Raw genomic sequence first — 24,705 nt, forward strand, 5'->3', positions numbered from 1 at the left:
TCCTTCGTTCGGCCTCCTGAAGTCGCGAAGATCAAGATCAAGATCAAGATCAAGATCAAGATCTACAGCAACATCAACAGCGAGTTGGAATGAATATAGTGCGGCGTATCTGAGTGGGCGCTGGTTGGGCTTGGCTGAAGTGCGCGAAAGTTTGAATAGGGTGATTTGCGAATTAAGTCAGTCGAGCCCAGGAATACCGAAAACAGCGCAGGCCGCATACATCGCTGACACCTGTGCGCAGAGACGGTTGACACATCAGCCCCGAATCATCCCTTGTCCCGGGCATGCGCCGCCAATCGCTCCAGCGCGGCGCGCAACTTAGGGTCTGTGATGCCTTGCGCCGTGTCACGCAGGCTCTCGGCCGCGCTGGGCGACAACTCCGTCAGGTTGCTCCCGCGTTTGGCCGGCACCAACGGCGGCTGCACTTTGTACAGGATGCGCCTGAGGTTGCCGAACGCCTCCATGGCCTGCAACGCCGCCACCAGACGCTTCTGCTGGTAGCGCAGGCGAGTCGCCCAATGGCCATCGGTCACCACCAGCAGCAACGTGCCGTCACGCCACGACGCCACATGGCAGTGCTCGCGCGCAGCCGGCTGCAGTTGGCTTTCCAGCAAACGCTGCAGATGCTCCAGGCGTTCGGCCTGGTTCAACAGCAGGCGCAGCGGGCGCACCTGGCGCAGCAGGGCGGACGGCAGCTGGGGAGAGGAAGGTTTGAAGGCCATGGGGGTACGCATGAGGTTACAAGATCGGCAGTTTAGCACCTCTGTGATCGCTGACGGCCTTTTCGCAAGCCTCCCCGTGACCACTCAGGCTTGTGCTTTCATGATGCAAATCAAGCTTTTGCCACACGCTGCCTGAACGTTTCATCACGGCAAACCTTGAACTCAGGGAAAATGGCCCAATCTAAGACACGCCCCTGCCAAAGCGCTGTGCCAGCATCGTGGAATCCACCACTTTCCTCACCATCGTTTCCGGGTAGAATGCTCGTTCGCATGCGGCCTCAGGGCTGCACGGGCGACTCACGGGGCCGCCCTCCATCCCTACGTGTGGAAGATCCTGCCGATATGTTTGCGCCTTTGTTAAAGAAACTTTTTGGAAGCAAGAACGAGCGTGAAGTCAAACGCATGCTCAAGACGGTGAGTATCGTCAATGCCTTCGAAGAGAAGATGGTGGCCCTCTCCGACGAGCAACTGCGGGGCAAGACCGCAGAGTTCAAGGAGCGCCTGGCCAAAGGCGAGACACTGGACCAACTGCTGCCCGAAGCCTTCGCCGTGGCCCGTGAGGCTGGCAAGCGCGTGATGGGCATGCGCCACTTCGACGTGCAGCTGATCGGCGGCATGACCCTGCACGAGGGCATGATCGCAGAAATGCGCACCGGTGAAGGCAAGACCTTGGTCGGTACCCTGGCCGTCTACCTCAATGCCCTGTCCGGCAAAGGCGTACACGTGGTCACCGTCAACGACTACCTTGCCCGCCGTGACGCCAACTGGATGCGCCCGCTGTACGAATTCCTCGGCCTCTCGGTCGGTATCGTCTCGGCCTTCCAGCCGCCTGAAGAAAAGCGCGCCGCTTATGCCGCCGACATCACCTACGGCACCAACAACGAATTCGGTTTCGACTACCTGCGCGACAACATGGCGTTCAGCCAGGACGAGAAGTTCCAGCGTGAGCTGAACTTCGCCGTGATCGACGAAGTGGACTCCATCCTCATCGACGAAGCGCGTACCCCGCTGATCATCTCTGGCCAGGCCGAAGACAGCTCGAAGCTGTACATCGAGATCAACCGCCTGATCCCGCGCCTGACCCAGCACATTGAAGAAGTGGAAGGCCAGGTCACCCAGGAAGGTCACTTCTCCATCGACGAGAAGAGCCGCCAGGTCGAGCTGAACGAAGCCGGTCACCAGTTCATCGAAGAAATGCTCACCCAGTCCGGCATGCTGGCCGAGGGCGAGAGCCTGTACTCGGCGCACAACCTGGGGTTGCTGACCCACGTGTACGCCGGCCTGCGTGCGCACAAGCTGTTCCACCGCAACGTCGAGTACATTGTCCAGGACGGCCAGGTCCTGCTGATCGACGAACACACCGGCCGCACCATGCCGGGCCGTCGCTTGTCCGAGGGCCTGCACCAGGCCATCGAGGCCAAGGAAAACCTCAACATCCAGGCAGAGAGCCAGACCCTGGCCTCCACCACCTTCCAGAACTACTTCCGCCTGTACACCAAGCTGTCCGGCATGACCGGTACCGCCGATACCGAGGCGTTCGAGTTCGCGCAAATCTATGCCCTGAACGTGATGGTCATCCCGCCGAACAAGCCGCTGGCGCGTAAGGACCACAACGACCTGGTGTACCTGACCGCAGACGAGAAATACGCCGCGATCATCGCCGACATCAAGGAAAGCATGAAGCTGGGCCGGCCGGTGCTGGTGGGTACTGCCACCATCGAGACCTCCGAGCACATGTCCAACCTTCTGCAGAAGGAAGGCATCGACCACAAGGTGCTCAACGCCAAGTACCACGAGAAGGAAGCCGAGATCATTGCCCAGGCCGGTGCGCCAGGCGCCCTGACCATCGCCACCAACATGGCCGGCCGTGGTACCGACATCCTGCTGGGCGGCAACTGGGAAGCCGAAGTGGCTGCGCTGGACAGCCCCACCGCCGAGCAGATCGCCCAGATCAAGGCCGACTGGCAGAAGCGCCACCAGCAGGTGATCGAGTCGGGTGGCCTGCATGTCATCGCCTCCGAGCGCCATGAATCGCGCCGTATCGACAACCAGCTGCGTGGCCGTTCGGGCCGTCAGGGTGACCCGGGCTCCAGCCGCTTCTACCTGTCGCTCGAAGACAGCCTGATGCGCATCTTTGCCTCCGACCGGGTGAAGAACTTCATGAAGGCGCTGGGCATGCAGTCTGGCGAGGCCATCGAACACCGCATGGTCACCAACGCCATCGAGAAGGCCCAGCGCAAGGTAGAAGGGCGCAACTTCGACATCCGTAAACAGCTGCTCGAATACGACGACGTGGCCAACGAACAGCGCAAGGTGATCTACCACATGCGCAACAGCCTGCTGGCGGCCGAGAACGTGGGCGACACCATCGTCGAATTCCGCAAGGAAGTGCTGGACGCTACCATCAGCCAGCATATCCCGCCGCAATCGCTGCCCGAGCAGTGGGACGTGGCTGGCCTGGAGGCGTCGCTTGCCAGTGATTTCGCCATGAAGCTGCCTATCCAGCAGTGGCTCGACGAGGATGACCACCTCTACGAAGAAACCCTGCGCGAGAAGTTGCTCAACGAGATCACCACCGCCTACACCGAGAAGGAAGACCAGGCGGGTATCGACGCACTGCGTACCTTCGAGAAGCAGATTCTGCTGCGTGTGCTGGACGACCTGTGGAAGGACCACCTGTCCACCATGGACCACCTGCGCCACGGTATCCACCTGCGTGGCTATGCCCAGAAAAACCCCAAGCAGGAGTACAAGCGCGAGTCGTTCACCCTGTTCCAGGAACTGCTCGAGTCGATCAAGCGCGACGCCATCCGTGTGCTGTCGCACGTTCAGGTTCGCCGCGAAGACCCGGAAGAAGAAGAGGCGCGCCTGCGTCGCGATGCCGAAGAACTGGCCAGCCGCATGCAGTTCGAACATGCACCGGCGCCAGGCCTGGAAAGCGAGCAACTGAGCGAGGAGGGTGCTGAAGTGGCCGTGGCCACTGCCCCTGTGCGCAATGACCAGAAGCTGGGCCGCAACGAGCCATGCTGGTGTGGCTCGGGCAAGAAATTCAAGCACTGCCACGGCCAGATCGAGTGACCTGACCGGTTCGCTGCAGGCTGAAACATCCGGGGGGCCGCTTTGCGGCCCTCTCGCAACACAAGGCCGCTGCTACAGGAACTGCGACAATCCTGTAGCAGCGGCCTCGTCTTTCGATATCAACTCTATTGTCTAGGAGCGCTCTAATGGCTGTTGGTCTTGGTCCTCTGCCCACCCTGCACCCGGTTCCGGGTTTTGAACTCGGTATCGCTTCTGCCGGCATCAAGCGCCCAGGGCGCAAGGATGTGGTGGTCATGCGCTGCGCCGAAGGCTCCAGCGTAGCGGGCGTGTTCACCCTCAACGCGTTCTGCGCGGCCCCGGTGATCCTGTCCAAGCAACGCGTGCAGGGTACCGTGCGCTACCTGTTGACCAACACCGGCAATGCCAACGCCGGCACCGGTTCGCCTGGCCTTGCCGCCGCCGAACGTACCTGCGCCAAGCTGGCCGAGCTGGCGGGTGTGCCGGCCGAGTCGGTGCTGCCATTCTCGACCGGTGTAATCGGTGAGCCGCTGCCGGTAGAGAAGATCGAAGGCGCCTTGCAGGCTGCCCTGGACAACCTGTCGGAAAACAACTGGGCCGACGCCGCCACGGGCATCATGACCACCGACACCCTGCCGAAGGGCGCCAGCCGCCAGTTCCAGCACGAAGGCGTCACCGTCACCGTGACCGGCATCAGCAAGGGTGCAGGCATGATCCGCCCGAACATGGCGACCATGCTTGGCTACATCGCCACCGATGCCAACGTGGCACCGGCAGTGCTCAAGGACCTGATGCTGGATGGCGCCAACAAGTCGTTCAACCGCATCACCATCGATGGCGACACCTCGACCAACGACTGCTGCATGCTGATTGCCACTGGCAAGGCCAACCTGCCGGAAGTGACCGAAGCCAGCGGTGCACTGTTCGAAGCGCTGAAGAAGGCAGTGTTCGAGGTGTGCATGGAAGTGGCCCAGGCCATTGTGCGCGACGGCGAGGGTGCCACCAAGTTCGTGACCGTGCAGGTGAATGGCGGCGGTAACCACCAGGAGTGCCTGGACGTCGGTTACGCGGTGGCCCACTCGCCGCTGATCAAGACTGCGTTGTTTGCCTCTGACCCGAACTGGGGCCGTATCCTTGCCGCCGTTGGCCGTGCCGGTGTGCCGGAGCTGGATGTCAGCCTGATCGATGTCTACCTGGACAGCGTGTGCATCGCCAGCCAGGGTGGCCGTAGCCCAAGCTACACCGAAGACCAGGGTGCCAAGGTGATGGCTCAGGAAGAAATCACCATCCGCATCGAACTGGGCCGTGGCCAATGCAATGAAACCATCTGGACCACCGACCTCTCCCACGAGTACGTGAAGATCAACGCCGAGTACCGTACCTGATACAGCCGGGGCTGACTGCCAGCCCCGCCATTTCAACGCCAAAAGGAGCCGAACCATGGGCTTTCTTCAACACAGCGTGCCAGCCTTGAACCCGGTGGAGCGTAAGCGGTGAAACGGATTCATGTTGTAGCCGCCGTGATCCGCGGCCTGGATGGTCGCATCCTGATTGCACGCCGCGCCGACACCCAGCACCAAGGTGGCCTTTGGGAGTTTCCGGGTGGCAAGGTGGAGGCGGGTGAAAGCGTCGAGGCGGCCTTGGCCCGCGAGCTCAACGAAGAGCTGGGCATTCGGGTGACGCGTTCGCGCCCCCTGATCAAGGTCAGCCACGACTACCCCGACAAGCACGTGCTGCTGGAGGTTCGCGAAGTCGATGCGTTCGAGGGCGAACCCCATGGCGCCGAGGGCCAGCCGCTGGCCTGGGTGGCACCGCGTGACCTGGCCCAGTACGACTTCCCGCAAGCCAACAGGCCCATTGTTGCCGCTGCACGCCTGCCTGACCAGTACCTGATCACCCCCGATGAGCTGGAAGTCCCGCAACTGCTCAAGGGCATTCAGAAAGCGGTGGCCGGTGGCCTGCGCCTGATCCAGTTGCGTGCACCGGACATGTACGACCCCAAGTACCGTGATGTGGCGGTGGATGCGGTCGGGCTGTGCGCCGGCAAGGCGCAGTTGATGCTCAAAGGCCCGCTGGAATGGCTGGGCGACTTCCCTGCGGCGGGCTGGCACCTGACGGCGGCGCAACTGCGCAAATATGCGCCCAAGGGCCGGCCGTTCCCCACCGACCGGTGGCTGGCAGCGTCCTGCCACAATGCCGAAGAGCTGGCGCTGGCCCAGCAGATGGGGGTCGACTTTGTCACGTTGTCCCCTGTACAGGCCACCCAGACCCACCCGGACGCTGCACCGCTGGGCTGGGAAGAGGCGCAGCGGCTGATCGCGGCGTGCCCGCTGCCGGTGTACCTGCTCGGCGGCGTAGGGCCGGGTGAGCGTGAGCAGGCTTGGCAAGCCGGGGCTCAGGGGGTAGCCGGCATCCGCGCGTTCTGGCCCGCGGCCTGAACGGCGGCCCCCTGGTGTCAGCCTGCAGGTTTCTCGGCAGGCTGCCACAACACTTCGGCGACCCCCTGCCTGCGGCCAATGATTCGCGCTGCGACGAACAACAGGTCTGAAAGGCGGTTGATGTAAGCCAGCCCTACACCCTCCAAAGGTTCCACGGCATTCAAGTGCTGGCAACGGCGCTCGGCACTGCGCGCCAGGCTGCGACACACGTGTGCCTGCGCCACCAACGCCGAACCACTGGGCAAAATGAAGTTCTTCAAAGGCCCCAGCTCTTCGTTCCAGGCATCGATCGCGGCCTCAAGGCGCAGCACTTCAGCCTGCGTCAGTGCCTGGTAGCTGGGCATCGCCAGCTCCCCACCCAGGTCGAACAGGCGATGCTGGCAGGGGGCCAGAACACTGCTCACCTCATCCATCCCCAGCTCGGCCAGGCCTGCGAGCAGTACCCCCAGCTGGCTGTTGAGGCTGTCCACTTCGCCGATGGCTTCGATGCGCGGGTGGTCCTTGGGCACCCGTCGGCCGTCCCCAAGGCCGGTTTCGCCCTTGTCGCCGGTACGTGTGTAGATCTTCGACAGGCGGTAGCCCATGTCATTGCTCCGTGATGGCCGGCACGGGTGCCGGTTGGCCGAGGGGCAGGCGCAGGGTGAAACAGGTGCCCTGGCCGGGCGTGGAGTGCACCTCCATCTGCCCCTTGTGGTTGTTGGTGATGATGAAGTACGACACCGACAGGCCCAGGCCAGTGCCCTGGCCGATTTCCTTGGTGGTAAAGAACGGCTCGAAGGTGCGCTTGCGCACCGCCTCGGGCATGCCGACACCGTTGTCCTCCACCTGGATTTCTGCCCAGGGCGGCGCCAGCCGTGTGCGCAGGGTTATGCGCCCTGGCTCGCTGGGCTGCGGGCGCAGGTGGATGGCCTGGGCGGCGTTCTTCAGCAGGTTGAGCAGCACCTGCTCCAGCTCGTTGGCAGTGCAGGGCACCGGGCCGAGCGCCGGGTCGAACTGGCGCACGATGGCCTGGCCTTTGAAGTCGAAACCGATGGCCAGGTCGAAGTCGTTGCCGGCAATGTCCACCGCCTGGTCGATCAACGCTGGCAGGTCGCAGGGCGCCAGTTCGCGGTTGCTGCGGCGGCTGAAACTCAGCATGTGGGTGACGATTTTTGCAGCCCGCGCACCGGCCTGCTGAATGCCATCGAGCAGCTGCGGCACTTCGCGGCTGTGCAGGTAGTGGTTGACGGTGGTCAGGTCGATGCCCAGTTCGTGCGCTTGTTCGAGGTTGCGCGGCAGCTCGGGCGACAGGCGCCGGCGGATGTTTTGCACGTTATGCAGGATGGCGCCCAGGGGGTTGTTGATCTCGTGGGCCATGCCCGCCGCCAGGCCGCCGACCGAGAGCATCTTCTCCGACTGCACCATCATTTCTTCCAGCGACAGGCGCTGGGTGATGTCATCGATACGGATGACCACCCCGCGGCCACCGCCCCCGGTCAGCGGGTAGAAGGTGAGGGCGTAGTGGCGCGGTTCATCGCCTTTTTGCCAGGTGACACGCTCGATCTTTGCCACACGGTGTTTTTCGACGGTTTCCTTGAGTTGCGGCAAAAACGGCTTGAGCGGCGCGAAGGCGATGAACACCGCCTGGTTCAGCGCCTCATCCAGGCGGGTGCCGGAAAGCGCGGTGGCTTCCTGGTTCCACTGGGTCACGTACAGCTGTTCGTCCAGGGCAATCAGTGCCGAGGGCATGGAGTCGATGATGCTGTTCAGGTAGTTCTGGAAGCCTGTGAGCTTTTTCTCGATCTTGCTGCGTACCTGAACTTCCAGTTCCAGCTTGCGGTTGGTGTGCCGGGTTTCCTCGGCCAGCCCCTGGGCCTGGTCGTAGGCATCCTGGAATTCGTCACGGGCACGCTTGAGCTGCTGCTCGCGGGCCTCGATGCGTGAGAGCATGGTGTTGAAGGCGTCGGCCAGGCTGCCGATCTCGTCGTCGTTGCCTCGCCGGGCGCGCAGGGCATAGCTTTCTTCGCGGGTAACCTGGCGGCTGAGTTCTTCCAACTGGTTGATCGGTTGGGTGATCAGCCGTTTGATCTGCCGGGCGATCACGATCCACAGCAGAATGCTGAACACCAGAATGGCCAGGCTGGCACTGAGCGTGCCGGTGTAGAAGGCCATCGGCAGCTCGCTGCTGGCCACCAGCAGCAAGTGCGCCGGAGGGCGGGCTTCGCGTGGCATACGGATCAGCTGGGTGCTGCGAAACTCCATCAGGCGCCAGCCGTCGATGTTGCGAAAGCGTTTGGGCAGCGTCATTGACTCGCCATGTTGCAGCTGCGCCAGCATGCGCCCGTCACTGCCGTAGATGGCGGCGGCGCGCAGCGGTGTGTAGCTGTCCAGCTCCTTGAGCAGGGCGTTGGCCGACTCGCTGTCGTCCCCTGCCTGGGCCGCGAGCTGTGGGTTGGACACCAGCCGGCCAATGGTCTGCAGCGCCTGCGGGGCCATGCTCTCTTGAGTGATCCAGTAGGCCGCACTGATGAACGTGAGGTTGGCCACCAGCAGGATGGTTACCAGCAAGACCAGCAGGGCCGCCAGCAGCTTCTGCCCGACGGGCAGGTTTTCCAGACGTTGGCGCAAGGTCATGGGGCAGGCGGTATCCGTGTCAGGTTGAGGGGCTGGGTCAATTGCAGGGCAGGCCCCGCGCACGCAAGTTATCGACCAGGCGCTGTTGCAGGTGTTCCAGCAGGGGCAAGGCCAGGCCGTGCCGGCTGGCTGCACGGCACGCGTGGCCGAGCAGGTAGTGCACCTCGGTTCGCCGCCCAGCTTGCACGTCCTGGTACATCGAAGAGTAGTTGGCGGCAGTGGCCAGGATCACGCGCTGCACGTCTTCGCCAAGCCCAAGCGCCGCCTGGGGCTGCCCGCAACGGTGCAGCAACTGCTGCAGTTCGGTACACAGTGCATCCACTTCTTCCAGGTGCCCCAACAGGCCGCCGTTATTGCAGCCGTACAGCACCGTCAGCGGGTTGATGGCGCAGTTCAGCGCCAGTTTGCGCCACAAGCGGGGGAGGATGTCCGGCGTCCATTCGGCCGGGATGCCCGCCCGCTGTACGTCCTCGAACCACGTTGCAGGCACCGGGTTGCCTGGGTCTCCCAGCCAGTTGAACCCCTGCCCGGCGAAGCGCACCTGCCAGTCCTTTTCGCGGAAGGCGCCTTCGGTGCTGGAGGCGGAAATACAGCGCGCGTGGGGCACCTGCTCGGCAACCTCGTCCTGGCTACCCAGGCCGTTCTGCAGCAACACCACGTCAGCGCCTGGGGCCAGGCGCGCCGCGACGCTGGCCACGGCCGACGCAGCGTCGTAAGCCTTGCAGGCTACCAGCAGGCGGTGGATGGGGCCTGCTGCGTCTGCGGTTTCGCCCGGTATGGCATAACACCTGGTCTGGTCCTGCTCCGCCAGGGTGAGCCCGCCGGCCAGCTGGTAACTGCGCAGACGTTGACCATCACGCAAGACCAGGCGCACGGCAGTGCCAGCCCGCGCCAACCGGCAAGCCCACAGGCTACCCAGGCTGCCTGCGCCGAGAATGTGCCAGGTGCTGCTCATATGCGTTTCGCAACCCGTTATAATGAGCCCGCATTTTAACCATCAAACCCAGCGCGCTCCATCTTCAGCCCGAGCGCGCTTTTATTTCTGGGAGAACAACCATGCCTTCGTTCGACGTGGTATCGGAACTGGACAAGCACGAAGTGCAGAACGCGGTCGACAACGCCATCAAGGAACTGGACCGCCGTTACGACCTCAAGGGAAAGGGCAGCTTCGAGTTCAAGGACAAGGAGCAGACCGTCATGCTCACTGCCGAAGAAGAGTTCCAGCTGGAGGCCATGCTTGAAATCCTGCGCCTGGCCCTGGTCAAGCGCAAGATCGACGTGAAGTGCCTGGAAGCCAAAGACTCCTACCCATCGGGCAAGGAAAAGAAGCAGGAAGCCAAGTTCCGCGAAGGCATCGACAAGGACCTGGCGAAGAAGATCGTGGCCACCATCAAGGATGGCAAGCTCAAGGTCCAGGCTTCCATCCAGGGTGAGCAAGTACGCGTCACCGGCAAGAAGCGTGACGACCTGCAGGAGGCCATTGCCCTGTTGCGTACCAAGGAATTCGACATGCCGCTGCAGTTCAACAACTTCCGCGACTGACTTCCCTTGCTGGAACCCCTGGCCGGTTGTGGCTGTCCATGGGGGCCGGGGCCGCTGAAAGGCTGGCGGCCCGGTGTATTGTGCAATCGCCGCTCGGCGTCAGGAGATGACTATGGATTTGAACGCTGAGGTCGATCAGCTCGTCCGCCAAACCGCCACCTGGATCCCGATGGTCATGGAGTACGGCAGCCGCCTGTTATTGGCGCTGGTGACCCTGGCCATTGGCTGGTGGGTTACCAACAAGGTCAGCGACCGGCTGGCCAAGCTCGTGGGCCTGCGGGTACACGACCCGGCACTGCAGACCTTCATCCGCACCTTGGCCAACATCGTGCTGAAGATCCTGCTGGCCATCAGCGTGGCGTCGATGATTGGCATCGAAACCACCTCGTTCGTCGCTGCTATCGGTGGTGCCACCCTGGCCATTGGCCTTGCGCTGCAGGGCAGCCTGGCCAACTTTGCCGGTGGCGTGCTGATTCTGCTGTTCCGCCCGTTCCGCATCGGCGACTGGATCGAGGCGCAGGGGGTGAGCGGTACCGTGGACAGCATCCAGATCTTCCACACCGTGCTGCGTACCGGTGACAACAAGACCGTGATCCTGCCCAACGGCACCCTGTCCAACGGCATCATCACCAACACCAACCGCCAGCCGACGCGCAAGGTGGTGTTCGATGTTGGCGTGGACTACGAGGCTGATTTGCAGAAGGCTCGCAATGTGCTGCTGGAGCTGGCCCAGGACCCGCGGGTGCTGGCCGACCCGGCACCTGTGGCTGTGGTATCCACGCTGGGTGACAGCTCTATCACCGTGTCGCTGCGCCTGTGGACCAAGACCTCGGACTACTGGGACGTGATTTTCATGCTCAACGAGCAGGCCCGTGATCGCCTCAAGGCCGAGGGCATCGACATTCCGTTCCCGCAACGGGTCATCCGCGTGGTGCAGGAAACGGCTGCGCAGTAACCCGGCATCAAGGGTGGGGCGCGCAATGGCCCCACCCTTTACACTTGTTCACAGCAACATACGGGTATTTCTGGCATATAGCCTGACCCTTCCTGCCTAACCCGATGCGCCATCATGAAGCCACTGCTCTATATAACCCCCCTGCGTGCCCTGTTGTTCGGCCTGACGCTGGCCCTGTTCGAGTTGCTGACGTACCTGGCCAGTGACGCCGTGATGCCGGCCATGCCGGTGGTGGTGGGCGAAATGAACGCCAGCCCTGAATACATCCCCCATGCCCTTAACCTGTACCTGCTGGGTGGGGTGGTGCTGCAATGGCTGATCGGCCCGCTGGCCGACCGCTATGGGCGCAGGCCGTTGCTGCTGGCTGGCTGTGCGTTCTTTGGCCTGGCCTGTCTGGGTACGTTCTGGGTGCATGACATCGGCCTGTTCAACCTGCTGCGGTTGCTGCAGGGCATTGGCCTTGGCTTTGTGGTGACGGTCAGTTACCCCGCGCTGAACGAGGCTTTCAGTGAGGCGGATGCGGTGCGCATGATGGCCTTGCTGGCCAATATCGCCTTGCTGTCACCGCTGCTTGGGCCATTGGTGGGCACGCTGATGTTGCAGTGGCTGGACTGGCGCTGGCTGTTCGTGGCATTCGCCGTCGGTGCGGTGGTGGCGTGGTTGCTGCTGTATCGCCTGATGCCGGAAACCCTCGGGGTGGAGCGCCGCGACGGCTCGCGATTGGCGTTCACCCCCATTCACCTGTTGCCGCTGCTGGCAGGCTACGGCCAGTTGCTGGCCAACCGCCGCTTTGTCGCTGGCAGTGCTGCGCTGGGCCTGGTCGGCCTGCCGCTGATCGGCTGGATCGGGCTGTCCCCGGTGCTGCTGATTCATGACGAGGGGCTGAGCACCCTGGCCTATGCGCTGTGGCAATTGCCGGTGTTCGGTGGGCTGATTGCTGGCAACCTGATCATCAACCACATCGCCGATCGCTACCCGTTGCCTGCGCTGGTGCGCGGGGCGCTATGGCCGTACCTGGCGGGGTTGGGCCTGATGGTGCTGGCGACCTGGTACTGGCCGAGCGTGCCGAGCGTGGTGGCGGGGATGTCGTTGTATGCCCTGGGGTTGGGCGTGGCGAACGCGGTGCTGTACCGCATGACGTTGTTTTCCAGCGTGCAGAGCAAGGGGCTGGTATCGGCCATGCTGGGCATGATCACCATTGCCTTGCTGGGGCTGGGTGGCGCTGTGTTGGCAATGATCGGAGCGGGTGCCAGCCTGCTGCATTTTGCCGTGGCGGCCGGCGTAGCAGGGGGCCTGGCACTGTGGCCGCTCTGGTGGGTGATCGGGCGCGATTGAAACCACCCGATCTCACAGGCGAAAAACCCTCGAGGCGGGCACCTGCATGCCCTCACTGCTCGGCTGGCTGTTTACCGCGGGCACTGTCCTGACGCCACTGCAGGGCGATCAGGATCAGGGTGGGTACTCCCAGCAGTGCGGTGATCAGGAAGAAATCGTGGTAGCCGAACTTCTCCACCATCACCCCTGAATAACCTCCGATCAACCGCGGCAACAGCAGCATGATCGAGCTGAGCAGCGCGTACTGCGTGGCCGAGAATTTCAGGTTGGTCAGGCTGGACAGGTAGGCGACGAAGGCCGATGTGGCCATGCCGGAACTGAAGTTGTCCAGCGAGATGGTCACCACCAGCATTTCGAGGTTGGGGCCCATGTCTGCCAGCATCACGAACAGGATGTTGGTCGCCGCCGAGGCCACCCCGCCGATGAACAGGATCGGCATGATGCCGAAGCGCACGATCAGCAACCCGCCAATACCCGCGCCCACCAGCGTCATGATCAGGCCGAAGATCTTGCTGACGCTCGCGATCTGGTCCTTGGTGAAGCCCATGTCGATGTAGAACACGTTGGCCATCACACCCATGACCGTGTCCGACATGCGGTACGTGGCGATCAGCCCCAACAGCAGCAGTGCCTGCCAGCGGTAGCGGGTGATGAAGTCGTTGACCGGTGTGAGCACAGGCGCAAGGCCTCGACGCCCCAGGCTCGACAGGCAGGCCCAGCTCAGCAGCACGTACAGGATCAGGCGCAGGAATGCCCGGTCTTCGAGCAGCAGGTCGAGCGGGCTGGTTTCGCCCGAGATCACGCTTGACCAGCCGGTATTGAACATCTGCGTGAAACTGGCCGGTACCGACACCAGCAGGATGATCAGTACGAACACCGATGCCAGCTGGTGAGCCAGGCCGTAGCGCGCCGCCGACAGTTGGGTACGCATGGGCACAGGCGGCTCACGCATGACCAGCGTGGTGAACAGGGCCGGCAGCATCAGGACTGCAAACATCACATAGGTACCGGCCCAGGCTTTGTGCAGGTAGCTGAACCCGGTGGAGCCGAACCACTCGGCAAAAAACAGGGCACCGGCCGTGGCAAGCAAGGCCGCTACCCGGTAGCCGGCCATGTAGCTGGCCGCCAGGGCTGCCTGGCGCTGGTCATCGGCGATTTCCAGGCGATAAGCATCCACGGCAATGTCCTGGGTGGCAGACGCAAATGCTACGAGCACCGCCAGCGCGATCAGCCACGACAGGTGCTGCTGTGGGTCGCACAGGCTCATGCCAACCAGCCCGATCACCACCAGTATCTGTGACAGCAGCAACCATGAGCGACGGCGGCCCAGGCCACCCAGCAATGGCAGGCGCCATTGGTCGAGCAAGGGCGACCACACCCATTTGAAGGCGTAGGCCAGGCCGATCAGGCTGGCATAACCAATGGTCTCCCGGGCCACGCCCGCTTCGCGCAGCCATACCGAAAGAGTCGAGAAAACCAACATGTAAGGCAGGCCGGCGGCAAAGCCGAGCAGCAAAAGCACCAAGGTTGACGGGCTGGCATAGGCAGCGAGCGCAGCGCGCCAGGTTTTACGGGGCATGGACCAACATCTGCCTCAAGTTTTCCAGAACAAAGCGCGCACTCTAACCGCTGTGCTCCATCGGGCGCCAGCCATGGCGCGTCATATCCACACGATTGTTGGCCACATTCACGCCCTCGGCACGCAGCCTGGCGCGCTGTTCATCCCCCGAAGGCGTACCGGACGCCAGGCTAAGGCGCCCGCCTGCGCCCAGTACACGATGCCAGGGCAGGCGTGTGCCCTGGGGCAGCTGCGACAGCGTGCGGCCCACCCAGCGCGCCGCGCGCCCCAGGCCAGCCAGCTCGGCCAATTGGCCGTAGCTCACCACCTTGCCCGGTGGCACTTGGCCCAGCACTGAATAGAGTGCCGTTCGTCGGTGTTCTGCAGTTTCAGTCATAAGTGCAGGGCTATCAGACATCGCGCCTTCTCTGGGCTGTAGATGAAACCGGACCGGCGGCATTACAAATGAGAGTGGAACTCAATGGCAAGCGTCGGGTCTGTCCTTGCTCCGGCCGGCGGTATCTGGATAATGCCCGGCTTTTCTCGCCAAATCGAACCCGTAGCCCGCTTATGTCTCTTAGATCCCTGTTGCCCTTGCTCGCCGCCTCACTTTGCGCCTCGCCCGCGTTGGCCGATACCGTCTGGATGAAGAACGGTGACCGCTTGAGCGGCAAGATCAAAGTCTTCGATGGCGGCAAGTTGCTGCTCGAAACGCCTTACGGCGGCGCCATCGCCCTTGACTGGAAGCAAGTGAAGACCCTGGAAAGCGACCAGGAACTGCTGGTCAAACAGGACGCCTACACCGGCGAGAAGGCCAAGTCACTCAAGGCCGCCGAGCCTGGCAAGGTGACCTTGGCCAATGGCGAGGCCCCGAAAACGGTGGAGCTTGCCAGTATCGAGCAGATCATGAAGCCCAAGCCGGTGGTCGAGGACCTGGTCTGGAAGGGTAACGTCGACGTCGCGCTGGATTACAAGCGCGCCGAGAACGATACCGATGATTATGACGTCGGCTTCAAGACCACTGCCCGCCACGGTCGCTGGCGGCATACTGCCGAAGGCGAGTACAACCGTGAGACCAAGGATGACGTTACCACCACGGACAACTGGAGCGCCGAATACGCGCTGGACCGTTTCCTGACCGAGAAATGGTTCTGGCAAGGGCGCCTGGAATACAAGCGTGACCATGTCGAAGACCTGGCCCGCCAGCGCACCGTGGGTACCGGCCCGGGTTATCAGTTCTGGGACGACGAACTGGGGGCCTTCTCGCTGGGCTCGCTGCTCAACCGCACCGATTACGAGTACCAGGACGGCGGCAAGGACAATTTCTATTCGGCTGCGATGAAGTGGGATTACACCCGCTACCTGATTGGCAAGAAAGTGCAGTTCTTCACCAATGGCGAGCTGGCCAAACCCCTGGGCAATGTGGCCGACTACTCGCTGGATGCCGAGATGGGCCTGCGCTACAAGGTTACCGAATGGGCATCGCTCAACCTCAAGGCTGAAAAAGACATCATCACCGGCACCCGCGACAGCGACCTGGACAAGACCCGCTACACCGCAGGCTTTGGCGTTACCTGGTAAAGCGCCGTACGCTGCAAGCCTGAAGGGAAGGGGCCATGCGATGGCCCCTTTTTCTTGCTGCACGAAGCTTGTAGCGTGTAAGGCTTCAACCCTGAGGAGTTAGCCGTGAGCCAGAATGCCATCCGTCCCGCCCGGGAATTGCTGCTCAAGGAATACCGTGGCGTGTTGTCGACCCATTCCAAGTCGATGCCCGGTTACCCCTTCGGCTCGGTGGTGCCCTATTGCCTGGACGCCCAGGGCAACCCCCTGATTCTGATCAGCCGCATCGCACAGCACACCCACAACTTGCAGAAAGATCCCAAGTGCTCGTTGCTGGTAGGTGAGCGTGAGGCGCAAGACGTGCAGGCGGTTGGGCGCCTGACGGTAATGGCCCAGGCCCACAAGCTGCTCGACCAGGCTGCTATCGACGCCGCCGCCCAGCGCTACTACCGCTACTTCCCGGATGCGGCCGATTACCACAGCGCCCATGACTTCGACTTCTGGACCCTGGTGCCGGTACGGCACCGCTATATCGGCGGCTTCGGCGCCATCCACTGGCTCGACCAGGTAACCCTCGCCAACCCGTTTGCCAGCCAGGCCGAGGCGGGCATGGTCGCGCACATGAACAGCGACCATGCCAACGCCCTTGCGCATTACGTGCAGCTTGCCGGCCTGCCCAATGATACCCCGGCCTGCATGGCCGGTGTGGACAGCGAAGGCATGCACTTGCGCATCGGCCAGGCGGTTTACTGGCTGCCATTCCCGAGTATTTGCAATACGCCGACACAAGTGCGCGAGGCCTTGGTTTTGCTGGCCCGCGCCGACCAATGGCCAATCGCCTGCGATGCACCTGCTTGAAAAACGGAGCACACGCATCCATCTGTTGGTCTTACTGGAAGGGTGTCTTCCGACGAGGAATGCTTTGATGCGTGTTTTTCTATTGCTGCTGCTTCTGTTCCCGGTGCTGGAGCTGTTTGTTTTCGTGAAAGTCAGCGCTGCCATCGGCTTTTTCCCGGCCTTGCTGCTGATCATCGCCGGTTCCGCCCTGGGCGTACTGGTGATGCGCGTGGCCGGCTTGGCCACGGCGTTGCGTGCCCGTGAGAGCCTGCAGCGTGGCGAGTTGCCAGCCGAGGACATGTTCCAGGGCATGATGCTGGCGGTGGGCGGTGGCCTGCTGCTCATCCCCGGTTTTATCAGCGACGTGCTCGGCCTGCTGTGCCTGCTGCCGTTCACCCGTCACCTGGCCGCGCGCAAGATGCGCGAACGCGCCGAGGCCCAGGCCATGCGCCAGCGGGCCTTTCAGGACGACCCGTTCCAGGCCCAGCCCCCCCGTGACGGCGGCCATCGGCCGAACGTGATCGAGGGCGAGTATGAGCGCCGCGACAAGTAACCCGCCGCACCGACACCGCTGTGAAGGGGCTGCACAGCAGCCCCATGCCTGAACCTGCCTTCTACTGCCCTCCGGTAAAAAAATTTCCAACCCAAGCCTTGTAATCGAATTGGCCGACCTCATGTAGTGGACACCGCAAGGTTTCTGGTGGCAACACCAGACATTACTCAGGCGGTTCGCCCCGTGCGAGCGGCCTTCCGGCAACGCCGGACAGCATCAACCCGCCGGTGTCGACACCGGCCGATGAAAACCACAATTTGGGAGAGATCGACAATGAAGCTTCGTCCTCTGCATGACCGCGTCGTCATCCGTCGCAGCGAAGAAGAATCGAAAACCGCTGGCGGTATCGTCCTGCCGGGTTCGGCCGCTGAAAAACCCAACCGCGGCGAAGTCGTCGCTGTCGGTACCGGCCGCGTCCTGGACAACGGCGAAGTACGTGCGCTGGCCGTCAAAGTGGGTGACAAAGTGGTTTTCGGCCCGTACTCGGGTAGCAACACCGTGAAAGTCGACGGCGAAGACCTGCTGGTCATGGCCGAAAACGAAATCCTGGCCGTTGTCGAAGGCTGATTTCCCCCGACTTCCCGTTACTCCAAAGATTTTCAAGGATTAAACGATCATGGCTGCTAAAGACGTAAAATTCGGTGATTCCGCTCGCAAGAAAATGCTGGTGGGTGTCAACGTTCTGGCTGACGCGGTAAAAGCGACCCTCGGCCCGAAAGGCCGTAACGTGGTACTGGCCAAGAGCTTCGGCGCGCCGACCATCACCAAGGACGGCGTTTCCGTTGCCAAAGAAATCGAGCTGAAAGACGCCTTCGAGAACATGGGCGCCCAGCTGGTCAAGGAAGTCGCTTCCAAGGCCAACGATGCTGCCGGTGACGGCACCACCACCGCCACTGTTCTGGCCCAGTCGATCGTCAACGAAGGCTTGAAAGCCGTCGCTGCCGGCATGAACCCGATGGACCTCAAGCGCGGTATCGACAAGGCCACTGCTGCCGTCGTTGCCGAGCTGAAAAACCTGTCCAAGCCTTGCGCCGACTCCAAGGCCATCGCCCAGGTAGGTACCATCTCCGCCAACTCCGACAGCTCCATCGGTGAGATCATCGCCGAAGCCATGGAAAAAGTCGGCAAAGAAGGCGTTATCACCGTTGAAGAAGGCTCGGGCCTGGAAAACGAACTGTCTGTGGTAGAAGGCATGCAGTTCGACCGTGGCTACCTGTCGCCGTACTTCATCAACAAGCCAGACACCATGGTTGCCGAGCTGGAAAGCCCGCTGCTGCTGCTGGTCGACAAAAAGATTTCCAACATCCGCGAGCTGCTGCCTGTTCTGGAAGCCGTTGCCAAGGCCGGTCGCCCACTGCTGATCGTTGCCGAAGATGTTGAAGGCGAAGCGCTGGCGACCCTGGTCGTCAACAACATGCGTGGCATCGTCAAGGTAGCTGCGGTCAAGGCGCCTGGTTTCGGCGACCGCCGCAAGGCCATGCTGCAGGACATCGCTGTGCTGACCGGCGGCCAGGTTATTTCCGAAGAAATCGGCCTGTCCCTGGAAACCGCTACCCTGGAGCACCTGGGTAACGCCAAGCGCGTGATCCTGTCCAAGGAAAACACCACCATCATCGACGGCGCTGGCGCCGACGGCGAGATCGAAGCACGCGTCAAGCAAATCCGTGCCCAGATCGAAGAGACTTCCTCGGACTACGACCGCGAGAAGCTGCAAGAGCGCCTGGCCAAGCTGGCCGGCGGTGTTGCCGTGATCAAGGTCGGTGCCGGCACCGAAGTTGAAATGAAAGAGAAGAAGGCCCGCGTTGAAGACGCCCTGCACGCTACCCGTGCAGCCGTCGAAGAAGGCGTGGTACCTGGCGGTGGCGTTGCCCTGGTGCGCGCTCTGGCTGCCATCGTTGACCTGAAAGGCGACAACGAAGACCAGAACGTCGGTATCGCCCTGCTGCGTCGCGCTGTCGAATCGCCGCTGCGTCAGATCACTGCCAACGCCGGCGACGAGCCAAGCGTTGTGGCTGACAAGGTCAAGCAAGGTTCGGGTAACTACGGCTATAACGCTGCTACCGGCGAATACGGCGACATGATCGAAATGGGCATCCTGGACCCAGCCAAGGTCACCCGTTCGGCCCTGCAAGCAGCTGCTTCGATCGGCGGTCTGATGATCACCACCGAAGCCATGGTTGCAGACCTGCCGGAAGACAAGCCAGCAGGCGGCGGCATGCCTGACATGGGCGGCATGGGTGGCATGGGCGGCATGATGTAAGCCAGCCTTACCCCCAGCGGCACCCAATGCCCCGGCTCGCGAGAGCCGGGGCATTTTTTTGCGCGTTCAAAGGTGGGCTTACGCCACACCTCGCCCGATGGCTGGCACGTCCACCGGCCGGTGGCGGTAGAGTATCAGGTAGTACGACCCCAGGCCGATCAGCCAGCAGAACACGGCGGTCCACAGGTTGTGTGACAGAAAGTGCGCGCCCTGCATCATTCGCCCCAGGGACAGCACGGACCCCGCCACGAACGCCACCGCCAGTGCCACCCGGGCCAAGCGCGGCTTGCGGTCACGCAAGGCGAAGAACAGGGCGAACAGGCAGAAGCCGGTCGTGGCGTGACCGCCTGGCCAGCACAGCCCCGGCTTGTCGGTGGCAGGGCGGGGTTCCAGCAGTTTGCTGTAGGTTTCCGTGCCGCCGAATTGCGTGAGGCTCCACGGGCACTGCACCTGGGTGATCTTTTTAAGCGGTGTGACGAATGCGGTGGAAAGCCCCAGGGCCAGCACCAGGCAACCGAGTTCACGCCGCCAGCCGAACAGCCGCTTGATGAAGAAGCTGGCAGTGAACACAACCAGTGCCATTATCCCCATCACCATGACGCCCTGCTTTACCCGGTCATGCAGGATGTTCTCCAGCAGGTAGCTGTGGCGGCCGATGAACTGGCCCGAGGCGTTGTCGAAAAACAACGTGGCCAGGTCCATGTCCACTGACGTCAGTTCGAGCAGGATCAGCCCCAGCGCGGTGGCCGCCGGGATGCCCAGGTACAGCCAGAAATTGATCGGACGGGGTACGGTTGCGTGCTGCATGGCGGCTCCAGGGCGCGAGAAGGTCTCGCATTGTCTGCTGTCCGCTATCCTGCGTTCGTGAAGGATCGGTGAAAAAACCGTCAAGCAGCCTGAATGTGCGCCGGGGGTGGCACCGCCGCATCAGAGGCCGTAAGCTGCGCCTGCCGCGCACCACAGCGAGAAGCGCCGCACAGGAGACCCCAATGCGCATCCTTTTGGTTGAAGACAACCGCGATATCCTGGCCAACCTTGCCGACTACCTGGGCATGAAAGGCTACACCGTCGACTGCGCCCAGGATGGGCTGTCCGGCCTGCACCTGGCCGCCACCGAGCACTATGACCTGATCGTGCTCGACATCATGCTGCCTGGCATTGATGGCTATACCCTGTGCAAGCGTCTGCGTGAGGATGCCCGCCGCGACACACCGGTCATCATGCTGACGGCCCGCGACCAGCTGGACGACCGCCTGCAAGGCTTCCGCTCCGGTGCTGACGACTATCTGCTCAAGCCTTTCGCGCTGTCAGAATTGTCGGCGCGCATCGAGGCCGTGCTGCGTCGGGCCCAGGGTGGCGGGCGCCGTACCTTGCAGGTGGCAGACCTGAGCTATGACCTGGATACCCTCGAAGTCAGCCGCCAGGGCCGCTTGCTGAAGCTCAACCCGGTGGGCCTGAAACTGCTCGCTGTACTCATGCAGAAAAGCCCCCATGTGCTGCGCCGTGAGGTGCTGGAAGAAGCCCTGTGGGGCGACGATTGCCCCGACAGTGACAGCCTGCGCAGCCACGTGCACCAGCTGCGCCAGGTGATCGACAAGCCTTTCGAGAAACCCCTGCTGCATACCGTCCATGGCGTCGGCTATCGCCTCGCCGAGGGCCGCGATGGAGTTTAAGCAAAGCCTTGCCCAACGCATCATCATCGCCTTCGCGCTGATGAGCGCGCTGGTGGCCGGGGCGTTCGCCTTCGGTATCGTCTCCACCGTGCACCTGGTGGAGGAACGGCTGATTTCTTCGGTGCTGGGGGGCGACCTGCAGCGCCTGCTGCGCATGGACAGTGTCAGTGACTGGAGCCACCGGCCCAGGCCTGACCAGCTGTTCTATTTCAGCGGCGGGCGCGACGACTTCGAGCTGCCCAAGGACTTGCGCCACCTGGACCGTGGTTTCCACGAGGTGTTTCGCGACCAGTTGTCCTATCACGCCATGGTCGAGATAGTCGACGGCCGCCGCTATGTGCTGTTGCAGGACCAGAGCGACTTCGAGGAGCGCGAGCGGGTGCTGTTCGCGGTGGTGGTGGTGGGCTTCCTGCTCAGCCTCGTGCTTGCAGTGATACTGGGCTGGTTGCTGGCCCGTCGGGTGATGGCGCCGGTGATCCGCCTGGCCCGCCAGGTACGCCACCGGGACCAGTTGCTGGGGTTGGCACCGCCGCTGGCGCCAGACTACGCCGCCGACGAGGTAGGCCAGCTGGCGGTGGCGTTCGATGACACCCTTGGCCGCCTGCGAGATGCGCTGACCCGTGAACGGCTGTTTACCAGTGACGTCAGCCATGAGTTGCGTACCCCCTTGATGGTGCTGGCGTCCTCGTGCGAACTGCTGATGGAGAACCCGGCGCTCGATGCCCGCTCTCGCAGCCAGGTCGAGCGTGTAGCCCGGGCCACCGAAGAAATGCGTGAACTGGTCAAGACCTTCCTGATGCTGGCCCGTGCCCAGCGCGACGAAGGCGCGGTGGCATCCAGGGCGACCCTGCGCGAAGTGGGTGACGAGCTGATCGGGGTATGGCGCGACACCATCGAGCAGAAGGGCCTGACCCTGCACTACGAAGGCCGCAGCAGTGCCGGCCCGGTGCTGTATAACGCCACCTTCCTGCAATCGGTGATGGGCAACCTGTTGCGTAATGCGGCGCACTACACCGACGGCGGGTACATTCGCCTTACCCTCGAAGCCAGCGGGTTTACCGTTGAAGACAGCGGCGTGGGTATACCGGAAGAGCAGCGCGAGGCAATGTTCAAGCCATTCGTGCGTGGCGACGAGCGGCGTGGCGAGGGCCTGGGGCTGGGGCTGTCGCTGGTGCAGCGGATCTGCGACGACCAAGGCTGGCATGTGACCCTGACCTCGGCCCAGCCCCATGGCTGCCGATTCCACGTTGACTTGAGCAGCACGGGGGAGAAAGGCGACCCTGATGTACTTTCGTAATAACCTGTAAGAAAGGTATTGGTCTACGACATATTTTTCACACCGGCATGACCTGATTCCTACGCTTGGCTGCCTAAGCTCGCGGCATTGGAATCAGGAGATGCCCGATGCGTAGCCCCATCAACCTCGAGTTTTCCCAGAAGTACGACAAGACCCACGCCCACGAGTACTTCTTGAAGCACCAGGACGGCCTTGCCCGCCGCTTGTCCCACAAGCGCGACGAGCAGCTGGCGCGCCGTGCCCTGGCCCTGGCGGGTGAGCCTGGCCTGGTGCTGGACTTACCTTGTGGGGCGGGGCGCTTCTGGCCGCTGCTGGCCGAAAAAAACAACCGAATCATCATTGGCGCAGATAACTCCCAGGCGATGATCGACACCGCGTGTGCAGCACAGCCCCCCGAAGTAGTCGCGCAGGTACGGCCTTTGCAGACATCAGCATTCGCGATTGACCTGCCCGACAACTCGGTGGACAGCATTTTTTGCATGCGGCTGTTCCACCACATTGGCGAGGCATCTCACAGAAAGGTCATTCTCAAGGAGTTTCAACGTGTTACGCGTGACAGCGTGATTGTTTCACTCTGGGTTGACGGTAACTTCAAGGCCTGGCGGCGCAAGAAACTGGAGCGTCGTCGCAGCGCTGAAGTCGCGCAGGACAACTACCAGAACCGTTTTGTGTTACCCGCTGAAACAGTAGAAGCAGAATTCGAGGCTGCCGGGTTCCGGATTCAGGAGCGTCTCGACTTCTTGCCGTTCTATGCGATGTGGCGCGTGTATGTATTGCGCAAGGGGTAGCTGCCAACGGGCAGCAGCCACCGACCTGCGCCAATTGCGCCGCCACTCGTCGCTGAACGATGCAGAACGGCAGACGTTGCTCTACTTTTACCAAGTGGCGTTTGGCAGCGCTGTCAAAGGGTTAGAGCAATGAAACTAGAAATAGCTCGAGCTTTGTTCCTGGTAGCGGGCTTGGCGGTGACCACCATCGCAGTGGCTGCCTGGGAGCAGCCAAAGCTTGTGGTGTTCAGCAAGGCCGAGATGGCCGACCAATGCGCATTGCCGCGGCTGATCAAGCCGCAGACGGCGAAGGTGCAGCCGGATCACGACCTGCTGCTGTTCCTGTTCGGCATGCGCCAGGGGTTGCGGCCGTTTGGGTGAGCCTGCGCCCTGTACTTACCCTGCCCCGCCGAGGGGGGATTTGGGGGTGAGGGCGTTGTTAGACCAAGTGCAGGTGGTTGTCCCAGAACCCCGACGGCAGGTTCATCGGCTGCGCCAGCGGCTCGGGCTTGCGGCAATCGTAGAAGCGGCAGCGTCCCTGCCCGGAAGTCACCACGAAACCGTCCTCGACCGCCCCGACCCCTGCGCAATCCGGCATAGGGGCATCCAGGCGCACTGCACCGCTGTCCAGGTCCCACACGAACAGGCGGTTGGCCCGCGGCGCAGTCAGCGCTACCAGGCGCAGTTCGCTGTGGATGGCCACGCTGGCGGTGTACTGGGCCATGGCCTGCAGTTGCCGCTCTGGTACCGGAAAAGCCTGGAATGGCTGGCCCGGGCGCTTGATCGCCAGCAACTCGGCCGTTTCGGTGGCGTCGCCCATGAACTGCTGGCAGACGGCAATGGTGCCATCGCTGCCCACCGCCAAGTGGCGAACGCTGTTCATTTGCTGGGCCAAGGTTTCCTTGCTCAGCAAGGTACCGTCACGCTGCATCAGTACCAGGCTCGGCTGCATGGCGTCGAGGTTCATCTCCACCCGGCTTTCTGCCTCGGTCCGAATGCCGCCGTTGGCCACCACCAGGGTCTCGCCGTCCGGTAGCCAGGCCACCTCGTGGGGGCCAATGCCATGGGTGCTGAGTTCACCCGTGTGCACCAGGCGCTCGCCTTCGAAGCGGTACACACCCAGCACGCCACGCCCTGGGTCGGTGGTGTCGTTCTCGGTGGCGTACAGCCACTCACCCTCCTTGTGCACCACGGCATGGCCATAGAAGTGGCGGTTGGGCTGAGAGGCCACGGTTTGCAGCAAGCGCCCATCGCGCAGGTCGATCAGGTAGCTTTCGGTGCCAGGGCGCCGTGCAACGAACAAGGCGATTGGCTGCTTGGGATGGTGAATAATGGCATGGCAACGCTGGGCCACCTGGGTGCTGAAAACCTGGGTGCCGTCCAGGCGAAACCCGACGGCATAATGCTTGCCGTCGCCATCATCACGCGCCGAGAGCAGCAGGGGCTCGCTACCTTTATTGCGCGAAAGGCTCCAGCCGCCCAAGGTCAGGGCGCTGAGCAGAACGCTACCGAGTTTGAGGGCCTGGCGTCGCAGCATG

The 24,705-nt window shown here is 62.6% G+C and carries 23 protein-coding genes and 1 pseudogene; 16 read left to right on the plus strand and 8 right to left on the minus strand.

Going from position 1 to position 24,705, the window contains the following annotated elements; genetic code table 11:
- Positions 1-266: 266 nt before the first annotated feature.
- Entirely contained in the window at positions 267-722 is a 456-nt protein-coding gene (locus IAE38_RS20040; RefSeq protein ID WP_201218913.1) for a DUF721 domain-containing protein, read from the minus strand.
- Positions 723-1,064: 342 nt separating this feature from the next.
- On the opposite strand from IAE38_RS20040, the gene secA reads away from it, so the two are divergent.
- The 3 genes from secA (at position 1,065) to IAE38_RS20055 (ending at position 6,217) form a co-directional block, all read left to right on the plus strand.
- Entirely contained in the window at positions 1,065-3,800 is a 2,736-nt protein-coding gene (secA, locus tag IAE38_RS20045) for a preprotein translocase subunit SecA (protein WP_028635175.1), read from the plus strand.
- A gap of 146 nt (positions 3,801-3,946) precedes the next feature.
- Entirely contained in the window at positions 3,947-5,164 is a 1,218-nt protein-coding gene (argJ, locus tag IAE38_RS20050) for a bifunctional glutamate N-acetyltransferase/amino-acid acetyltransferase ArgJ (protein WP_201218914.1), read from the plus strand.
- A gap of 108 nt (positions 5,165-5,272) precedes the next feature.
- Positions 5,273-6,217, plus strand: a complete 945-nt coding sequence (locus tag IAE38_RS20055; RefSeq protein WP_201218915.1) for a Nudix family hydrolase — start codon at positions 5,273-5,275, stop codon at positions 6,215-6,217.
- A 17-nt stretch (positions 6,218-6,234) separates the two neighbouring features.
- Here the strand turns inward: IAE38_RS20055 and IAE38_RS20060 are convergent, their stop codons facing one another.
- From IAE38_RS20060 to IAE38_RS20070, 3 genes are read right to left on the minus strand one after another with little or no spacing between them, the layout of a single operon-like run.
- Positions 6,235-6,801 carry a cob(I)yrinic acid a,c-diamide adenosyltransferase gene (locus tag IAE38_RS20060; RefSeq protein WP_028635172.1) on the minus strand — a complete coding sequence of 189 codons (567 nt, stop codon included), beginning with the start codon at positions 6,799-6,801 and terminating at the stop codon, positions 6,235-6,237.
- A 1-nt stretch (position 6,802) separates the two neighbouring features.
- Positions 6,803-8,830, minus strand: coding sequence for an ATP-binding protein (locus tag IAE38_RS20065; RefSeq protein ID WP_201218916.1), 2,028 nt, complete (start codon positions 8,828-8,830; stop codon positions 6,803-6,805).
- Between the two features lie 37 nt (positions 8,831-8,867).
- Positions 8,868-9,785 carry a putative 2-dehydropantoate 2-reductase gene (locus IAE38_RS20070; protein ID WP_201218917.1) on the minus strand — a complete coding sequence of 306 codons (918 nt, stop codon included), beginning with the start codon at positions 9,783-9,785 and terminating at the stop codon, positions 8,868-8,870.
- 101 nt (positions 9,786-9,886) lie between these two features.
- Between IAE38_RS20070 and IAE38_RS20075 the strand changes: the two genes are divergently transcribed.
- From IAE38_RS20075 to IAE38_RS20085, 3 genes are all read left to right on the plus strand, one after another.
- Positions 9,887-10,372, plus strand: a complete 486-nt coding sequence (locus IAE38_RS20075) for a YajQ family cyclic di-GMP-binding protein (RefSeq protein WP_201218918.1) — start codon at positions 9,887-9,889, stop codon at positions 10,370-10,372.
- A gap of 112 nt (positions 10,373-10,484) precedes the next feature.
- The gene (locus IAE38_RS20080; RefSeq protein ID WP_201218920.1) at positions 10,485-11,327 is read left to right on the plus strand and encodes a mechanosensitive ion channel family protein; all 843 of its coding nucleotides are present in this window, start codon (positions 10,485-10,487) and stop codon (positions 11,325-11,327) included.
- A 114-nt stretch (positions 11,328-11,441) separates the two neighbouring features.
- Positions 11,442-12,662 carry an MFS transporter gene (locus IAE38_RS20085; RefSeq protein ID WP_201218922.1) on the plus strand — a complete coding sequence of 407 codons (1,221 nt, stop codon included), beginning with the start codon at positions 11,442-11,444 and terminating at the stop codon, positions 12,660-12,662.
- A gap of 52 nt (positions 12,663-12,714) precedes the next feature.
- Here the strand turns inward: IAE38_RS20085 and IAE38_RS20090 are convergent, their stop codons facing one another.
- Both IAE38_RS20090 and IAE38_RS20095 read right to left on the minus strand, forming a co-directional pair.
- Positions 12,715-14,241 (minus strand): AmpG family muropeptide MFS transporter, encoded by a 1,527-nt coding sequence (locus tag IAE38_RS20090; protein ID WP_201218924.1) that lies wholly within the window; start codon positions 14,239-14,241, stop codon positions 12,715-12,717.
- 43 nt (positions 14,242-14,284) lie between these two features.
- Positions 14,285-14,638 (minus strand): MGMT family protein, encoded by a 354-nt coding sequence (locus tag IAE38_RS20095; RefSeq protein ID WP_201214383.1) that lies wholly within the window; start codon positions 14,636-14,638, stop codon positions 14,285-14,287.
- Positions 14,639-14,790: 152 nt separating this feature from the next.
- Between IAE38_RS20095 and IAE38_RS20100 the strand changes: the two genes are divergently transcribed.
- The 5 genes from IAE38_RS20100 to groL all read left to right on the plus strand — a co-directional run bounded on the left by IAE38_RS20100 (position 14,791) and on the right by groL (position 19,430).
- A complete protein-coding gene (locus IAE38_RS20100) occupies positions 14,791-15,801 on the plus strand; it encodes a DUF481 domain-containing protein (protein ID WP_028635164.1) in 1,011 nt (336 codons plus the stop codon).
- 105 nt (positions 15,802-15,906) lie between these two features.
- Positions 15,907-16,638 (plus strand): HugZ family pyridoxamine 5'-phosphate oxidase, encoded by a 732-nt coding sequence (locus IAE38_RS20105; protein ID WP_201218926.1) that lies wholly within the window; start codon positions 15,907-15,909, stop codon positions 16,636-16,638.
- A gap of 67 nt (positions 16,639-16,705) precedes the next feature.
- Complete coding sequence (locus IAE38_RS20110; protein ID WP_028635162.1) at positions 16,706-17,170, plus strand: FxsA family protein; 465 nt, start codon at positions 16,706-16,708, stop codon at positions 17,168-17,170.
- Between the two features lie 273 nt (positions 17,171-17,443).
- Positions 17,444-17,737, plus strand: coding sequence for a co-chaperone GroES (locus tag IAE38_RS20115; protein ID WP_003251905.1), 294 nt, complete (start codon positions 17,444-17,446; stop codon positions 17,735-17,737).
- A gap of 49 nt (positions 17,738-17,786) precedes the next feature.
- Positions 17,787-19,430, plus strand: a complete 1,644-nt coding sequence (gene groL / locus IAE38_RS20120) for a chaperonin GroEL (RefSeq protein ID WP_201164880.1) — start codon at positions 17,787-17,789, stop codon at positions 19,428-19,430.
- Positions 19,431-19,508: 78 nt separating this feature from the next.
- Here groL and IAE38_RS20125 read toward each other — a convergent pair whose 3' ends face one another.
- Positions 19,509-20,237 (minus strand): phosphatase PAP2 family protein, encoded by a 729-nt coding sequence (locus IAE38_RS20125; protein ID WP_201218928.1) that lies wholly within the window; start codon positions 20,235-20,237, stop codon positions 19,509-19,511.
- Positions 20,238-20,419: 182 nt separating this feature from the next.
- On the opposite strand from IAE38_RS20125, the gene colR reads away from it, so the two are divergent.
- From colR to IAE38_RS20150, 5 genes and pseudogenes are all read left to right on the plus strand, one after another.
- Entirely contained in the window at positions 20,420-21,103 is a 684-nt protein-coding gene (colR, locus tag IAE38_RS20130) for a two-component system response regulator ColR (protein ID WP_023534349.1), read from the plus strand.
- Positions 21,093-22,400, plus strand: coding sequence for a sensor histidine kinase (locus tag IAE38_RS20135; RefSeq protein ID WP_201218930.1), 1,308 nt, complete (start codon positions 21,093-21,095; stop codon positions 22,398-22,400). Before colR ends, IAE38_RS20135 begins: the two co-directional genes overlap by 11 nt.
- 107 nt (positions 22,401-22,507) lie before the next feature.
- The gene (locus IAE38_RS20140; protein WP_201218932.1) at positions 22,508-23,188 is read left to right on the plus strand and encodes a class I SAM-dependent methyltransferase; all 681 of its coding nucleotides are present in this window, start codon (positions 22,508-22,510) and stop codon (positions 23,186-23,188) included.
- Positions 23,181-23,321 (plus strand): annotated as a pseudogene (locus IAE38_RS20145) (lipopolysaccharide kinase InaA family protein); the annotation flags it as partial. The gene IAE38_RS20140 and the pseudogene IAE38_RS20145, both read left to right, overlap by 8 nt.
- Positions 23,318-23,548 (plus strand): hypothetical protein, encoded by a 231-nt coding sequence (locus IAE38_RS20150; RefSeq protein WP_201164884.1) that lies wholly within the window; start codon positions 23,318-23,320, stop codon positions 23,546-23,548. The pseudogene IAE38_RS20145 and the gene IAE38_RS20150, both read left to right, overlap by 4 nt.
- Before the next feature lie 58 nt (positions 23,549-23,606).
- Here IAE38_RS20150 and IAE38_RS20155 read toward each other — a convergent pair whose 3' ends face one another.
- The gene (locus IAE38_RS20155; RefSeq protein WP_201218934.1) at positions 23,607-24,704 is read right to left on the minus strand and encodes a DUF1513 domain-containing protein; all 1,098 of its coding nucleotides are present in this window, start codon (positions 24,702-24,704) and stop codon (positions 23,607-23,609) included.
- Position 24,705: the final 1 nt, after the last annotated feature.

The sequence above is a fragment of the Pseudomonas sp. S32 genome (assembly GCF_016648095.1).
Lineage (GTDB): Bacteria > Pseudomonadota > Gammaproteobacteria > Pseudomonadales > Pseudomonadaceae > Aquipseudomonas > Aquipseudomonas parafulva.